Below are 16626 nucleotides of genomic sequence, written 5' to 3'. Positions count from 1 at the left end.
TAAAGGAATAAAAAAGGGGGGGGCTTTAACCCCCAAATAAGCTCCTAAAGTTCGTTATATCTCTAGGATAAATCAGCTTAATCTCCCCCCAAAAAATAAGCTCTAAAAGCCTGTTACATAGTTAATATAGAAAGTATAGAGTCTTCTGTATTTCACATCAGCGCCCGCACCATTAAGATACGCTTGATTGATAGTAGGAATTTTGATACCAAATTCAATCCCTTGTTGGTGTAAAAGCGCCCTATTTCTCATCTTACCGGTATATTTTTTAAACTCTGAAAAATTAGTTCTAACCCCTAGATTGAATAAAAATTGGAAATGTGTGGGGTCAATATCCTTGCTATTTCCCCAATTATCTACAATTTCTTTATGCAAAGAGCTTGCCCAAGTTGCTCCAGCGACTTGCACCCCAGCAAAAAATCCAAAATTGATTGCCTTAGTATAATAAGTTCTTCTAAAAACATCCCATAAGAAATCAGTCCCTGCACCATAAACAAAGATATTAGCGCTTGAGGCCTCACTGCCTATCCCCATTGAAGTATAGCCATAGTCAAAGAATCCATAATAACGAAAGCCAAAAATACGCTGATTACCAAAGAATTGCTTATAACCAACATTAATACCAAAACCATTGCTTACGCCATGTTGATGACTCTTACCGGGTGCGTATTGGTTTAAGAAAGGCTCTCTTCCATAATTGTTAGCAAGGGCTTGAATATTATTGATTTCATCTTGATAACTAGCAATTCTTTTTTGCAACGCTTGCACACCATTATCAATCCCATGCCCTAAAAGCTCATCTAGCTTTTGGTTAAACACTTGCACACTTTCAGTGTTATTAGAGATTTTTTGCAACAAAGTGCCAAGATTATCAAGATTGGTTGCTTTGCCTAAATCTTGCATGCCATTATTGATAATGTTAAAAAACTCTTGCATAACCACTTCTTGTTCTGGTGTGTATTGATTTCTTCCGGATAAATCAGAGACTAATTGCCCAAATAACGAAATAATCTCATTGGTATTAGTAGCTCCTGTAGTAGGAATAGCGTTAAGAAGTTGTGCAAGATATTGTTTGCCCTCAGCAAAAGAACATTTATCTTTAAAGACCTCATTAGGATTGTCAAATCCACATACAATTTGCTTTGCAGGGCTAGTTGCAATCCCAAAAGAATCATAATTATGGCTCATCTCAATCCCTAATGCTAAAACACCCTCATCGCTTGCTTTTTTTGCAATAGGGTTAGAATTAGTAATAGTTGCAACATTCCCTCCATTAACAGCAATCGTTGTTTGAGAGCTTGGAGGCGTTACAACTATTTTGCCATTTTCATTAGCTACATTATAAGTGAGGGTTGTGCCATCAACATTGATATGAATACTAGCAGAAGTGCCATTAGGGATTTTTAAAGCAGAAAAGCCATTAGAAGTATTATTATTAGGAGCTTGGATAATCGTATTTCCTAATGAAAAATTATGATAATTACCAAAAGTTCCTAACTCAACCTTTTTATTACTATCTGCAGTGTAGCTAATTTGCAAATTACCATTATAGGCAATATTCAAAGTTTGATTACCAATAGCAATAAGCGCATGGCAAATACCATTACCACCTACACATTCTTGCTTACTCTCAAGTGTTTTAGCAATAGAACTATCACTACTAAAAGTAGGGTGTGTTTCTTGGCTCTCTTTATATGTGTAGCTACCACTGCTAATGGTGCTATTTTTAAAATCTTGCTCTTTATTGAGTGTGCCTAAATTAAGATTATTAAAAACATCTAAAAGCCCTTTAACAACCCCTTGATTATTTAAATAATCAGCCCCTCCTTTAGTATTAAGCGCAGTTTTTAAGTTTGTAACTTCTTTATTAATAGCCTCTGTAAAAGCGCTATTAGACTCTGGCTTTGTGGCTATCATTGTTGTTTTTTTGCTTGTTGGGGCTAAAGTATTTTTGATGTTATTTAATGCCTCATTATACGCCATTTCTTCTTTTTGTAATTCTTGGAGCTTGCTTGCTACGCTACCACTTTTAATTGTGCATGTGCCATTGTTGCAAGTATAGCTATCTTTCAAATCTAGCGTTTGCCCATTATTATTTGCATTAGAAAAAATAGTGTTATAGAGTGTGTCAATCTTGCGAGCTTGACTTTGTAATTGCGAAAAAATATTTTGTAAAATTCCATTTTGAGTAAGCGTAATCGTGCCATTGTTGTTGCTATAACCAAGAGCATTTTGCAAACCTTTGTAATAGGCTGTAGGGTCGTTATATTGCGTGTTATTATGCATGTCTGTAATACTTGTAGGTATAGCGTCTTGATTAAGCGTATTGATTAGCTTATAGAAAACAGCCATTTGCTTAGAGCAAGCCATTGCACCATTAGCCGTATTGCAATCATACGAATTATAGAGACCTGATTGTGGCGCTCCTATATTAACATTACCTTGAGAGCCAAAAAGCATTTGAGCAATTTCTTGCGTATTTACTTTTGAAATGGCTTGACTCATAGAGCTTATAGAATTAGATAGCCCGCTTAATACTCCATTAAGAACACTATCAAGAGTAATAGTCGTTGGATTATTGGTATTTTGTGGGTTGTTTAAAGTTGCGGTTGTTATAGATGAACTAGTATTGCAAATATTAGTGTCATTAAACAAGCAAGCGAGAGTTTTTCCTTGAGAAGAGGTTGCTTGGATAGAGTCTTTGCTACTATTTAAAGTGTTATAAACTTTTAAAACTTGCTCTATAATGTTAAAAGTAGGCACATATTGTTCGTTATTTTTTAAGGCCACTCTTTGTGTGTTTTCCATTCTTTGTGCTGGGCTAAGCTCATTAGGATTTGTGCTTGATTTTATTGTAGCTGTTGAGGCTGTAGGAGCAGTTGCAGGTGTGGAAGTTGCTTGAATAATATTAGCACCACTACCAATTTGACCTAACATGTCATTTTCATTAGTAAAAATACTAGGCTTAACTACATTGCCAAGCATATTAGAGATAATCTGTTCTGAATTTTTTGAAACCACACTCCCCAAAGCTCTAAATCTCAAAGCATTATAGAGATTATTTAAGGCTAGGGTAGTTTCATTGATAGCATTACTATTGAGTGTGCCTTCAACGAGATTTAAAAACTTTTGGGCTAACCCTTGGGTTTTAGCGTTTTTAGCAAGAGTTTGAAGAGGGCTTATAAGGCTATTAAGGGCTTGTTGCTCGCCACTATCAATAATATTCATCGTTAGTGTGTTATTGTAGGTGGAGTTATTACTATTATCTATTGTTGCAGAATTGCCCTTAATAGCGCTTAAAAGCGAATTAGAGTTATCATTTGCAACATAGTCAATTACCCCATTTTTATCCTTAGTAATAGAGCTTAGACCATAAGTTGTTAAGAGATTCTTAAAGGCGGTTTGAAGGGCTGAATCATTGCTCTGATTAACTTGCTCTTGTAATTGTGTGAGCAAAGTATTCGCATAAGTGGTTTGAATGGCATTAGTAATATCTATATTAGCGGTATTTAAAAGCTTGTTAAGGCTTGTTATGGTGTTTTGAAGCTCAGCTTTTACTTGAGTGTTATTGCTAGAGGGGTTAATTTTATTAACATTATTTAAAGCATCAATGCTTGTTTTAAGCGCATTTTGAAAGGCTTTGTTAGTGGAGTTAAAAATATCAACCGCTGGCTTAACACTATGAGCTTTTAGAAAATTTGCGCTCCCGCTTAAACCCATAATCTCTTGTTCTAAAGCTTGCATTTGTTGGACGCTAAAAGATTGGTTATTATCTTGCAATCGTGTGTTAAGAATCTTAGCTATCCCTTGCAACTGGTTGTTATAACTATTAGAGAGTGAATGATTTAATGCCCCCAATAATGCCCTTGAAGTTAAAGTCATCAACCCATTAGAGCCAGCCATAGCAATCGCATTTTCTCGCACTTGGTTAATTGTATTAATATTTTGAGTGAGGGCTTTATTATCAATCTCTTGCTGTGTGCCTCCGATTTGATAGCCCACACTCATATACCAGCCATTATCCTCTGCTATAAGATGTTGATAAGTTAATAGAGAGCCTATTAAAAAAACTCTGGATAAAATAGATGTTATTTTCATAAGTATTTCCTTTTAAAATCCTATGTTATAGGCAACATAAAAACTAAAATCTCTTCTGTATTGCGCTACAATCCCAGCGGTTTGATACAATTTGTGCATAATGGTTGGAATCTTTACCCCAAATTCTATGCCCTGAGCAAAACGAGCCTTTTTGAGATGTGTGTTTTTAGAAAAATCTGTCCTAATCCCTAAATCAAAGAGAAACTGAAAAGAAGTGCTATTGATTTTGCCAATTTTTCCTGAAATTTGCTTTTCAAAATTAGTTGCCCAAGATTGTCCGGCAATTTCAATTCCAGCAAAAAAGCCTACATCCATAGTCTCTGTGCCTCTTTTCCTCTCAAAGACATTGTATAAAAAGTCTGTTCCTGCACCATAAGTGGTTAAATTAGCCTTAACTTGACTTATGCTATCGCCAAAATTCACATAGCCATAATCCAAAAAGCCATAATAGCGCAACCCAAACATACGCTTTTTGCCAAAGAATTGTTTATAGCCTATTTTAAAACCAAAGCCATTCATGTTGTTTGAGCGATTGCTATGCCTTAAGAAATTAGGTAAATAGCCCATTTTATAAGTCTTTAAAATGTTGTTGTGCATAGCGTTTAAGCGCTGTTGGATAAATTCTTGATTTTCTTGCATTTCTTGTGCTGTGAAAGAAGGTTGCTTAGTGCGAGCGTTATAAATTCTTTGAGCTACGCTAGGATTTAGCGTGTTAGAGCTTGGATTTATAGCTAGGCTAGGAGCAATATATTCTTTAACAAACTTACCATATTCAGCAGTCTCTTCAAAAAGATTCTTCCCCATATTTACTAACGCATTCAAATCGTTATAACTAGAATGCTCATTAAGCTTACCTGCTAAGACATCAAAATTTTGCAATCCTTGAGCGATATTAGCAATGGTTAAACCTTTTTCAAGATTAAGCTTGTTCGCACACACATTAGAGCCACAAATATAATTGGGGTTATTTTGAGAAATTTTATAAATAGAGTTGATATTACCATATCTAATGGGGGCGAAGTAAGGTCTTGCATTATAATCATAGAAAAACCCATTTTGCGTATTAGGTAAGGCTCCTGTAATGAGTGCTTGGACTAAATCTTGATAAATCACTTGAGCGTTTTTGGCAAAAATTTGGATTTGAGCCTCATTAAGCCCATTGTTTTTTAACACATGCTCTACCTCTGCACTAAGATTAACATTAGGATTGAGGATTTGATTATAGATTTTTAAAACTTGTTGCTGTTTTTCATTTAACCCACTTGGACTAATTTGATATGTCATATGATTAGAAAACGCTTGATTGATATTTGCAACTTGCGTATTTAAAGCCGTTTTTTCTTGATGATTCAGTCCTTCTAAGTTTTCTAAATAGCTCAAAACAGAGTTTCTAGCTGATTCAAATTGTGCTTGCTCTACTTGGCTTAAAATCTTTTGGGCTTGCTCTTGTGAAAGAGTGCCTTTAGCTACTTGACTATCTAGCACCCAAGAAACTTGGTCAGCAATGCTATCGGTGCAATTAGCATTAGTGCCAGAGACAGCACAAGAAACATTTCTTGTATGACTGGAGCCATTTTCATCATTCCAAGGGTTAAAAAAACTAGTGAAATCATTATTTTTTGCGTTTTTAGTATTGCTAGTGCCAAAATAATTTGCAATAGCTAAGGCTTGATTTGAAGTTAAATGAAGTCCTTGAGGGATTATCCCTGAGTCTTTAGGTGGCTCTCCATCAGGCAATGTTGTTTTTGAAAGATTGCAATCATTATTACTAAAACTACTGCATGCAACAACTCTCATGCGATTAAGCTGATTATTAAAACCGCCATTAAAAGAAGAGCCATTATAAGTTTGATTAGCATCTTTAGGTGTCATATTTTGGAGTTGTGTAGAGGGCGAATTATCCTTATAATCATAAGCCTCTTTAACAATAACTTGTGCTACTTGTTTAATTTGAGCTTGAGTGAGTGGCTCTATTTTTGTATTGCTTCCAAAATAAGACCCCTTTAAAATATCGCTATTCATTTTTTCTAACATAGCCTCTGCCACACTAAGCCCAAAATTTTGACCCAAAGCATTAGAAAGCGTGGCATTTTGAGCAGGAGTTAAATCGCTATTATTTAAGATATTAGATAGCTTATTAGAAAAAGTTGGCATAAGCCTTAGATGATTCCAAATAGTGGCAGAAAGATTTTGAATTTCACTAGGAGTAAGCCCTTTAATTTGCTCTTGGGAGCTTAAGTTATTAAGAAATGTCGCTAAAGCGCTATGATTATCAAACACTTCTGTTTGTGAGGCGTTAAAATCGGGGTGCTCTTTTTTGGATTGATTACCCATTAAAACCCCTAGAGCTTGCGTGATTTCTCGAGCGACTGCATACGAAACTTCAGGGATAGTAAAAGTGGCACTCTCTTTAGTGCCTAAAAGATTTTCTGCTAAAGAAGGAGCAATACTGATTTCTGTTTTGTTTTTAGTGGCACTATCAATCAAATAAACCTTATCTCTATTAGCGTCCTTTAAAATCTCTATCGTTGGGGCAAGGTCGCTAGAATTGGCGTTATTGATGAGACTATTTAATAACGCCAAGTTTGCTTGCAAACTCTGTAAGTTACTATAGGGAGCGTTATCGTTATTTCTTGGATTTTGAGAAAGACCCCAATGCTTATCTTCGCCTGCAAACAAATTGCATTTATCAGGGTTAGGGCAAAGTAGTTGCATAAGCTCTTCAGTTCTTTTGCCAAGCGCTTGAATATCATAAGTCAAAGGCACTACAGAAGAGTTTAAAAGAATGGCCTCTTTTTCAATATCATACCTAGAGCTATTAGCTTGCACAAGCCCCTTATTGTCTAACTCTTGTGTAGCAAGACCGGTTTCATAGCTGATTTGAGTAAAAAAGCCATTTTCTTCAGCAACCAAAACACCTGTGTATAAAACAAGACTTAGTGCAGAACTAATAGAACATTTAAAAAAAGTTCGCATAAGAGCTTAACTCCTTAAAAAAATAATTTTTGTTATCCAAAATGTTTCTAAATTGCTTTATAATGCTTTAATGTGTGTTTGAATATCTTAAAAACATTATAATTGAGGTAGATGAAAGTATTTAAGCAGTAAAAAACTATCTTCTATATATATATATATATATTCAACATGCCCTATCCTTACATTTTCCTTAGCACAGATTACAAAGTGCGTAGAATATCACATCAAACCTTAATAAAATATTTAATTAACCATTCTATATATACAAAATTATGCTTGTTTTGTTACTTAAGGCTTAATATAACAATCTGTGCGACAAAAATCAGTATAATCTCTAAAACAACAAAAACTATTTAAGGAAAAAAATGCAAAAAGAAACTTTACTTTTTATTGGATATGGGAATATGATGCAATCTATCTTAGAGGGGGCGCATGAAAAATTAAGCCAACAATTCAACCTGCAAATCACAGGGCGTAATCCCCAAAAAATCGCCCCTTTTTTAAAAGAAAAGAATATTGATGCCACGATTATTTCTATACCACCCACTAAAATCATTGATATTAAAAATAAATTTGTTTTCTTGCTCTATAAGCCCTATAATTTGCATGATTTTAATTACGAGGGTGAGGCTAAAAGCATTATTAGTGCGCTTGCAGGCGTGAGCTTTAAGAGTTTATGCAACACTTTTTATGCTAAATACTACTTAAAATGCATGCCAAATATTGCGAGCAAGTTCGCCCTCTCTTCTAGCGCAATCTGTGAGTATATCCCCTCTCAAACAAAAGAGATTGAAACCATTAGTCAAAACACGCTAGAAATTATCCAAAGCTTTGGTTTAGCCATAAATGTATCTAATGAAGAGCAGGTGAATGCAAGTGTGGCTACCAATGGTAGCTCACTAGCGTTTCTAAGCCTTGTAGCAAGCGCATTAAAAGATGCAGGCATTAGAGAGGGTTTGAACGCTAAAGATTCTTTAGCATTAGTTAGCATGACTTTTAAGGGCTTTGCCAAGCTTTTAGAGAATGAACGCCCAGAAATGATTACTGAGCAAATCTGCACCCCCAAAGGCACAACTATTGAGGGCTTAAGCGTTTTGGAAAAAATGGGGGTTAGAGGGGCATTCATAGAGGCTTGTCATGCAAGTGTAGAAAAAATGCGCCCAAAATCTTAAATAAGTCTTTTAATACCCTTGCATTCAAGCGATATTCTAGGGTTTGCCCTAGTTTTTGCGCACTCTCTCTTACTCAATTCATATTGGTTAGCTCACTTTCTATAAGAATATTTTAAACACCTTATCCATTTACAAAACTAATAGCCCCATTTACTCATAAGATAAAATCAAAATATTTTTTGATGATAAAAATCATTAAATTTCTTATAAAGATTGCAAAAAGATAAAGAGTCTTAAAAACAACGCTTTAAAGTAATAGCTTTATAAGCGCTTAGCGGGTGTTTAGGGGATTTTAAGGGGGATAAGGACGCTTAATATTAAATGCTCCTAAGTCCCCCCCTAAAGAATAAAGGCATTTAAAATTTTAAAAAACAAATAAAATAAGACGCAAGCTTTTAAAACCCTCTCTTAAAAAAATAAAGAATTTTTAATGAAACAAAATCTAGCTTTCTTTAAAAATACACTAAGAAAACATGTTAAAAAAGGGCTATTTCAATGGTGTTCTTAAAGTCTCTAGTCCTCTTTAAGCGTGCGCTCAATCAAGCTCAAAGGCAAGTTAAAGGCTTTGATAATTTCACTTTCTTTTTGGCGTTGCTCTCCATTGTCCTTTTCATGGTCATAGCCTAATAAATGCAAAATCCCATGAATAAATAAAAGCGCTACTTCATCATCTAAAGTATGCCCTAGCATTTGAGCGTTTTCTTTAGCTAAATCCATATTGATAACCACACTACCTAAAGGCGCATGCATAATTTGTTCTAAAGGGAAACTCAAAACATCAGTCGCATAATCACAATTTCGTAAATCTCTATTAATCATACGCATATTTTCTGCACTCACTAGCACAAGCTCAATCATTTGAGTGGGGGCTAAAAACTGCGCAATCTCTTCTAACAAAGAAACATTGCATTCAAAAGAAGTTTGATTATCTATTTCTAACATTAAATTAAGTTCAATTAAGGAAGTTATAGAAAGTCCCCCAAGCTTATAAAAGCTTAGGGTTTAAAAATTAAGCAAAAGAACCTTTAATTTCATCTACCCATTTTTCAATACGGCTATCAGTCAAATCATCTTGATTGTCTTCATCAATTACTAAACCAATGAATTTACCACCCTCAACAGCTTTAGAAGCCTCAAAGTTATAACCATCAGTAGAAGTATGACCTACAACCTTACCAGCTTTAGCTTTTTCATAGATATGAAAAATACCTTCAGCAAAAGTCTCACTATAAGTATCTTGGTCGCCCAAACCTACAAGTCCAATGGTTTTGTTAGCAAAATCACTTGACTCTAATGTTCCTAAGAAATCTTCCCAATCAGTTTGTAAATCACCAGCTCCTGCTGTTGGAGCAACTAAAATCACATTATTGAAACCATCAAATTGCTCTTTGCTTGCTTTAGCAACATCAATTACTTCAGCATCGCCAAGTTTGCTTGCAATTTTCTCACTAACTGTTTCAGCATTACCGCTGTCTGTTCCAAAAAAGATACCAATTTTTGCCATGGTATGCCATCCTTTGTTTTTAATTCAAGATACTGCATTCGCTTAATTTTAGCGAATACTAAGGGCGTAGTTTAGCACATAGAAGTAAATTCTTGCTTAAAAACCAATTTTGCGTGAATAGCGTTTCAACAAAACCCATAGCAAAATAAGCACCAAAGCCACCCCCATAATAAAGTATGAAGAATGCGCCGAAAACTCATCATAAAGCCCCTTAACCCAATCGCTCGCCACATATGATATACCCCCTACTAATAATGCCCACACTAAACTAGATAAAACATTAAGCCATAAAAATTTCTTTAAAGGATATTTACTAAAACCAATTGCCAAAGGCACTATCGTTTTAATTCCATATAGATATTTATTAACAAAAATCATTAAAAATCCATATCGTTTAACCCATAAAGAGGCTAAAGCGAGTTTGCGTTGGTGTTTTTGAAAGTATTTTAAAAATTCTTTTTTTTGATAGCGTGCAAACACTACAAATGCCCCACTACCCACAACATTACCTAGAAAGGCTACAAAAATAGTCATTTTTATATCCAAAGTCTGTGTCGTTGCGCTCAAAATAGAGGCAATCACAATGCCCACATACCCACTACCCAACGAATACAAAAATAAAATCAAATAACCCCAATGGCTAAAGCCTTCTTGAAAAGATTGCAACGCCTCTTGCATATCAAATTCCTTAAATCTAAGTTTCGTTTTTATTATCATGTTATCTAAAAATAAAACCCTATTTGCTTTTTTTAGAGCCAACTTGAGTATAATATTTTGCTATTAAAGGCTAGCGCTATTATCTTAAATAGAGATTGTAAGGTATGAACACAGAAATCTTAACCATAATGTTAGTTGTCTCTGTGCTTATGGGGCTAGTAGGGTTAATAGCGTTTTTATGGGGTGTGAAAAGCGGGCAGTTTGATGATGAAAAACACATGCTTGAGGGTGTTTTGTATGATAGCCCTAATGATTTAAACGAGGCGATTTTACAACAAGAGCACCAAAAAAACTCGCCAAGCAAAAAGCCCTAAATTTTAGTCATTATATAAGGATATTTGAATATGGAAAAAGAAATTTTAGATGTATTGATTGTAGGCGCAGGTCCGGGCGGTATTGCAAGCGCTGTAGAGTGCGAGGTAGCTGGAATTAAAAAAGTGCTTTTATGTGAAAAAACAGAAAGCCATTCAGGCATGATGCAAAAATTCTATAAAGCGGGCAAAAGAGTGGATAAAGACTATAAAAAACAAGTCGTAGAACTTAGAGGGCATATCCCTTTTAAAGACAGCTTTAAAGAAGAAACTTTGGATAATTTTACCCAACTACTAAAAGAGCACCACATAGAGCCTAGCTATAAGACTGATATTGAGAGTGTGAAAAAAGAGGGCGATTTATTTAAAGTAACCACTTCATCTAATGAAGTGCATTATGCAAAATTTGTTGTCATTGCTATTGGTAAAATGGGTCAGCCAAACCGCCCTACTAGCTATAAAATCCCGGTTAATCTCTCTAAGCAAGTGGTCTTTACCATTAATGATTGCAAAGAGGGCGAAAAAACTCTTGTTATAGGTGGGGGTAACTCAGCGGTGGAATACGCCATTTCTTTATGCAAGATTGCACCCACAACCCTTAATTACCGCCGAAGCGAGTTTGCTAGAATCAATGAAGATAACGCTAAAAATTTAAAAGAAGTCCTTGATAATAACACGCTTAAGAGCAAGCTTGGCGTGGATATTGAGAGCTTAGAAGAATATGGCACGCAAATTAAAGTGAATTTCACGGATAACACCAGCGAAAATTTTGAGCGTCTCCTTTATGCTATTGGGGGTTCTACACCATTAGAATTTTTTAAGCGCTGTGATTTAGAGCTAGATTCTAGCACGAATATCCCTATGGTTAAAGACAATTTAGAAAGCACTAATATTTCTAATCTATTCATCGTGGGCGATATTTTGTTTAAAAATGGTGCGAGCGTTGCAACCGCATTAAACCATGGCTATGATGTAGCGACTGAGATTTCTAAAAGACTCTCTCATTAAATTTAAGGGGGTTTAAAACCCCCTTAATCTCTTCCTTTTTACCTAGCCTACAACCTTTTAAAAGCTAAAAATATATTCAAAATAGAGTGCAAGAAAGCGTCTCATAGTAGATTTAGAGGGCAATGCGTAGCTAGAACCAAAACTCCCTAATCCTTGCATCGCTTGTTGAATTTGTGAGTTAGCTTGAGAGCCTATGTCAAAATAGGTGTTATTAATGGTAGGGATTTTAACCCCCCATTCAAAATGATTATGCTTGCCCCCTATGCGCATGCCTAGATTGACTAAAAATTGAAAAGTGGTGTTATTAACCTTATCTTTGAGTGGTTTCAAATAGCTTGCATAATCACTGCTATTACTAATGCTATAACTCGCACCAGCAAGCCCTATCCCAACCCTAAAACCAAAAAAGATTCTTTGATGATTAGCCACATTCAAAAGCACATCAAGATTAGCTCCATAAGTTTGGATAGCACTAATTTGTGGGGTTCCAATAGCATAATCAATACTACCATTACTACTACTGCTATAGTCGCTATAATTGCAATTAATAGTATCTTGGCTAGTAGTGCAAACGCTACTACTATAATTACAAGTAGTAGTATCTTGGTTAGTGGTGCAACCAGAGACTGCATTATTCATACTATTATTCATGCCATTGATAGTATTATTCAAGTTACTCTCCGCATTATCAATTTCGTTATCGATACTAGAAAGACTGACAAAAGGAACTGAAACATCATAAAATGCGCCACCCCTAAAACCAAGCCATTTATGTTTTTTCAAAATGTATTTATAGCCCATAGCCACACCAAGCCCATTAAACATAGAGGGGGTTTTTGAAGTATGCTTTCCGGTAGAGCTAATACCAAACAAATTATTGCTCACAAAATCAAATTCATAACCTACCCCTAAGTAGAACGCACTCTTATCAGCGTATCTCTTTTTTGTTTTATCAACTTGCTTTTGAGCGTGAGCTTTTTTTAACTTTTCTTTGACTTTTTTGAAAAATTTATTATTCATATCTTCTTGCAACTCATCTCCATAGGCATAACTAGAAAATAACATTAAAGCCAAGCACAAAACACTTTGTTTAAAGATTTTTAAAAGACTAGATAAGTAAGGGGGCGTTAATAACTCATTTCGGGGGGGGGGGTAACAGATTGGCACAATACCATAAGATTCCTTTTAACATTATTTTAAAAAAGCTTTTATTATAATCTCAAAAAGCTTTAATATCTATAAAATAATTTTAAATGCAATTCATAGATAACCATTGACTATCAATTTTTAAAACTAAAAAGAACTTATAAAAAGGTGTTTTTAATGCTTAAGCAAGTTTTTTAAAGCCATAACCAACTTGATTAAAGATTTTTTAATATTATAGTTATGACTTTTATAAGCATTAACCCCACCAATGATAGATAGACCAACTTAACAAAAAGACTTTTTATAATATTTTTATATATAATTTTTAAAATATGATTTTATTTAGCACTTTTTTTAATCACTAAAGGCTATTTTTAGCAATTTATGAGATTTCTAAGCCTTTTTGAAAGATAAGAGCGCCCTACCCATAACCATTATTTGTTTCTTTTTGCTCGCTATTCTTTAATGAAACTTTGAGCCTTGTTTTTAGCGTGCAAACGCTCTATTTTTAAGCTGATTATGCCAATCTAGCCAACAACCCTTTGATATAAATTCAAACTTAATTTAAATGCTCCAAATAATAGCTTAAATAAGAAAGCGCATTTTAAAGCTAATGGGGTTTTTAAGTAAACCTAAGCACTCCAAATGATAGATTGATATTAAACCTAAAAATACGAATAGCTAATTTTATAATGTATGCTATCAATAAGACATCTCATTAAAAATCAATGTTTCAAATCATACCACATCGTTTTAAGGATTAAAGCTATAACCCTAAAATTTGATTGTCTCTATACGCATGCATTTTAAATTATCAAAGTATTTTGCATAACTTGCAATAAAAGATTCTAACCCCCCATAATGAATGCAAAAACCATGCGCTTTTATACCCTTATAAAAAGATTGCTAAAGCAACAATTAAAGCCCTTAGTCCAAGCAGTCTTAAAACACTAAACAGCATTAAAAACACATGCATTTTTTGATTTTTTAGACAATGCGACTTACTAAGGTTTGAAAGATTTTAAAAATAAAATAGATTTTTGATTGGCATTGAATAAGAGACAAAGAGTATTCTCTCATTAACCCCTATTCATGCCCTTAAAAGCACTCAATTTTAAGCACACCCTTTATTATTCCTTGCTCTCTTTAGCGCTCACACTCTTGCTATTTTCTTGCGTGTGGGTGTCTTTTGACTCGCTTGTTGGCTCATTCTTAGCTTGCTCGCTCTTGGCTTGCTTTTCAGCCATTTCAGCGTTTTCACAATCTCTTCTAAAAGACTTTGTAATATAATTAATTCTCAAGGTAGAATTAAACGCTTGTTGACACTTTTTGAGCTTTTTAGCTCGTGCTTGTGGCTCTTCTATATAATGCTCCACTGAGCGTGTAAAGCTAAACCAAAACCCCATAGGTGCGGTGCGCTGGTCTGGTGTCCCCATGCAATGGTCGCTACAATAATCGCTTTGTGCCATTAGATTTCCTAACATCACCAACGCCAAAAGAGTAATCTTTTTCATCAAAATTCCTTTTTTAAGATTAGTTATTATAGCCTTAAAAATGCCTCATCTCATCAAGAATTAATAAGCCCTATTACATTATCTCTTCTAAAGGCTTATTCCCCATTAAAATACACTAATGCTGAACCCCAAGTCAAGCCCCCCCCAAAGGCATCTAAAAGCATTAAATCGCCCTTTTTCAAACGCCCCTCTTCATACGCCTCACACATAGCCATCGGAATACTTGCGGCTGAAGTATTGCCGTATTTATGCACGGTTAAAACTACTTGCTCATCTTTAAAATCCAAATGCTCTCTTACAGCCTGAATAATTCTTAAGTTTGCTTGGTGGGGAATAAACAAACGCACATCTTCAGGTTTTAAGGCATTTTTTTCCAAAATTATTTCCACATCTTTTAAAAGTGTTTTAACCGCTAGTTTAAACACTTCATTCCCTTTCATGCGTAAAAAGGGCTTTGAGCTATCCTCAATTTGATTAAAAGGAGTTGCTTGTAGCATTCGTGGCGTGCAAAGATAATCCGAAAAATTACCATTGGCTGAAATCTGCACATCTAAAACACTCTCTTTTATCTCAGTCGTTCTACCAATTACGCACGCCCCAGCGCCATCGCCAAACAAAATACAAGTCCCTCTATCCTCAAAATCTAGCACACTGCTAGTCTTTTCTGCTCCAACGATTAGCACATTTTGATACATTCCGCTTTCAACATAGGCCTTAGCCATAGACAACAAATAAATAAATCCCGTGCAAGCGGCTGAAATATCAAAAGCAGGCTTATTCTCAATGCCTAATTTAGCACTGATAATACATGCAGTTGAGGGCATAGCCAAAAAATCTGGGCTTAATGATGCCACAATGACTAAATCAATGTCTTTTGGGGTAAGTTTCGCACGCTCTATAGCCTTTTTAGCGGCAATTACGCCTAAATCGCTACTTTTTTGAGAGTCTTTTGCAAAACGGCGCTCTTTAATTCCCGTGCGCTTTTCTATCCACTCATCGCTAGTATCTAAAAATTTTTGAAACTCTGCATTCCCTACTTTTCTCTCTGGGGCATGCATAGCAATTGACTTAAGAGAGGCATAAATTTTCATCAAATTCCCTTAGCATTAGAGATATTTCAAACATTTTGAGTATTGCTTCCAAGCGAAGAAGGGTTGGATTTTAAGCGCTCAAATGCCTCAGCAATTCTTGCGCAAACATTCCCCTCTAATGCCCTAATAGCTTGATAAATAGCGCATTCAATCGCCCTAGCATTGCTCTTGCCATGACTAATAATCACGCTTTTATTCACTCCTAATAGTGGTGCACCGCCATATTCAGCATAATCGGTTTTTTGCTTGAGAGTAACAAAGGCATTTTTCAACAAACCTGCCCCCATTTTAGCCTTAAAAGAACCCTTGATTTCTTCTTTAAAAATCGCACCTATAGCACTAGCAACCCCTTCAGTCGTTTTTAATACTACATTGCCCATAAAGCCATCACACACAACGACATCTACAAGCCCTTTAAAAATATCACTCCCCTCTACATTACCATAGAAAAAGTCATAAGGCTTAAGGATTTTGTGCGTTTCTTTGACAAGCATGTTGCCCTTAATATCCTCTTCACCATTGCTCAAAAGCCCTACTTTAGGATTATCATATTTCAACACACTCTTGGCATATTCATATCCCATTAGTGCAAAATCCACTAAATATTCAGGTTTGCAATCCGTATTAGCTCCTGCATCTAGTAATATGCTAGGACGCTTGCCAACACTAGGCATTAAGGTGCAAATGGCGGGTCTCTCAACCCCCTTGATACGCCCTAAGCGTAAGGTTGCTAAACCCATAGTAGCCCCACTATGACCCGCTGAAATCAAAGCGTCAGCGCCATTTTTTAAAATATCCATAGCAAGATAAATAGAGGACTCCTTGCGTTTAATCGCCTCAGTAGCTGCCTCTTCCATTCTAATATAATCTTCTGTATGGATAATATCCACTCTACTAGCTAATTCTTTAGAGATGAAAGGCTCTGCTTTATTTTTATCTCCAACTAAGACTACTTCAAAGTTCTTATTATCTAAGGCTCTTGAAACTCCCTCAATAACAGGCAAAACCCCATGGTCAGCCCCCATTAAGTCTATTACGATTTTCATTGTGTATCCTTAAAAGGCTTGTTAGAACCTCTCAAAATTTTCC

10 protein-coding genes and 2 pseudogenes are annotated in these 16626 nt (G+C 35.3%); 3 read left to right on the top strand and 9 right to left on the bottom strand.

The genetic code is table 11. The features are described 5' to 3' along the window. Window positions 1–102 precede the first annotated feature (102 nt). A complete protein-coding gene (locus HCW_RS03105; protein ID WP_014660769.1) occupies window positions 103–4098 on the bottom strand; it encodes an outer membrane protein in 3996 nt (1331 codons plus the stop codon). Window positions 4099–4110: 12 nt separating this feature from the next. Continuing rightward, window positions 4111–4671: pseudogene (locus HCW_RS09975) on the bottom strand (outer membrane protein); the annotation flags it as partial. A gap of 2768 nt (window positions 4672–7439) precedes the next feature. On the opposite strand from HCW_RS09975, the gene proC reads away from it, so the two are divergent. After that, window positions 7440–8246 (top strand): pyrroline-5-carboxylate reductase, encoded by an 807-nt coding sequence (gene proC / locus HCW_RS03095; protein WP_014660767.1) that lies wholly within the window; start codon window positions 7440–7442, stop codon window positions 8244–8246. 513 nt (window positions 8247–8759) lie between these two features. Here proC and ybeY read toward each other — a convergent pair. From ybeY to HCW_RS03080, 3 genes are all read right to left on the bottom strand, one after another. Further along, window positions 8760–9188, bottom strand: a complete 429-nt coding sequence (ybeY, locus tag HCW_RS03090) for an rRNA maturation RNase YbeY (protein ID WP_014660766.1) — start codon at window positions 9186–9188, stop codon at window positions 8760–8762. A 67-nt stretch (window positions 9189–9255) separates the two neighbouring features. Next, window positions 9256–9750 carry a flavodoxin gene (locus HCW_RS03085; protein ID WP_014660765.1) on the bottom strand — a complete coding sequence of 165 codons (495 nt, stop codon included), beginning with the start codon at window positions 9748–9750 and terminating at the stop codon, window positions 9256–9258. A 96-nt stretch (window positions 9751–9846) separates the two neighbouring features. Further along, a complete protein-coding gene (locus HCW_RS03080; protein ID WP_014660764.1) occupies window positions 9847–10428 on the bottom strand; it encodes a DedA family protein in 582 nt (193 codons plus the stop codon). 143 nt (window positions 10429–10571) lie between these two features. On the opposite strand from HCW_RS03080, the gene ccoS reads away from it, so the two are divergent. Together ccoS and HCW_RS03070 are read left to right on the top strand one after the other, a co-directional pair. Further along, entirely contained in the window at window positions 10572–10781 is a 210-nt protein-coding gene (gene ccoS, locus HCW_RS03075; protein WP_014660763.1) for a cbb3-type cytochrome oxidase assembly protein CcoS, read from the top strand. Between the two features lie 30 nt (window positions 10782–10811). Next, a complete protein-coding gene (locus tag HCW_RS03070; RefSeq protein ID WP_014660762.1) occupies window positions 10812–11786 on the top strand; it encodes an NAD(P)-binding domain-containing protein in 975 nt (324 codons plus the stop codon). Window positions 11787–11843: 57 nt separating this feature from the next. Here HCW_RS03070 and HCW_RS09065 read toward each other — a convergent pair whose 3' ends face one another. The 4 genes and pseudogenes from HCW_RS09065 to plsX all read right to left on the bottom strand — a co-directional run bounded on the left by HCW_RS09065 (window position 11844) and on the right by plsX (window position 16583). Then, a complete protein-coding gene (locus tag HCW_RS09065) occupies window positions 11844–12851 on the bottom strand; it encodes an outer membrane beta-barrel protein (protein WP_231283050.1) in 1008 nt (335 codons plus the stop codon). A 1301-nt stretch (window positions 12852–14152) separates the two neighbouring features. Then, window positions 14153–14446: pseudogene (locus HCW_RS03060) on the bottom strand (hypothetical protein); the annotation flags it as partial. A 95-nt stretch (window positions 14447–14541) separates the two neighbouring features. Further along, window positions 14542–15537 carry a ketoacyl-ACP synthase III gene (locus HCW_RS03055; RefSeq protein WP_014660759.1) on the bottom strand — a complete coding sequence of 332 codons (996 nt, stop codon included), beginning with the start codon at window positions 15535–15537 and terminating at the stop codon, window positions 14542–14544. Window positions 15538–15563: 26 nt separating this feature from the next. After that, window positions 15564–16583 carry a phosphate acyltransferase PlsX gene (gene plsX / locus HCW_RS03050; protein WP_014660758.1) on the bottom strand — a complete coding sequence of 340 codons (1020 nt, stop codon included), beginning with the start codon at window positions 16581–16583 and terminating at the stop codon, window positions 15564–15566. Window positions 16584–16626 lie beyond the last annotated feature (43 nt).

The organism is Helicobacter cetorum MIT 00-7128 (genome assembly GCF_000259255.1).
Classification (GTDB): Bacteria; Campylobacterota; Campylobacteria; order Campylobacterales; family Helicobacteraceae; genus Helicobacter; species Helicobacter cetorum_B.
The sequence above is the reverse complement of the archived record's forward strand: the minus strand, read 5'-3'. Positions and strand labels throughout refer to the sequence as shown.

Coding starts and splice junctions, on each gene's coding strand:
- HCW_RS03105 (WP_014660769.1), bottom strand. CDS start 4,098: ATGAAAATAACATCTATTTTATCCAGAGTTTTTTTAATAGGCTCTCTA.
- proC (WP_014660767.1), top strand. CDS start 7,440: ATGCAAAAAGAAACTTTACTTTTTATTGGATATGGGAATATGATGCAA.
- ybeY (WP_014660766.1), bottom strand. CDS start 9,188: ATGTTAGAAATAGATAATCAAACTTCTTTTGAATGCAATGTTTCTTTG.
- HCW_RS03085 (WP_014660765.1), bottom strand. CDS start 9,750: ATGGCAAAAATTGGTATCTTTTTTGGAACAGACAGCGGTAATGCTGAA.
- HCW_RS03080 (WP_014660764.1), bottom strand. CDS start 10,428: ATGCAAGAGGCGTTGCAATCTTTTCAAGAAGGCTTTAGCCATTGGGGT.
- ccoS (WP_014660763.1), top strand. CDS start 10,572: ATGAACACAGAAATCTTAACCATAATGTTAGTTGTCTCTGTGCTTATG.
- HCW_RS03070 (WP_014660762.1), top strand. CDS start 10,812: ATGGAAAAAGAAATTTTAGATGTATTGATTGTAGGCGCAGGTCCGGGC.
- HCW_RS09065 (WP_231283050.1), bottom strand. CDS start 12,851: ATGTTATTTTCTAGTTATGCCTATGGAGATGAGTTGCAAGAAGATATG.
- HCW_RS03055 (WP_014660759.1), bottom strand. CDS start 15,537: ATGAAAATTTATGCCTCTCTTAAGTCAATTGCTATGCATGCCCCAGAG.
- plsX (WP_014660758.1), bottom strand. CDS start 16,583: ATGAAAATCGTAATAGACTTAATGGGGGCTGACCATGGGGTTTTGCCT.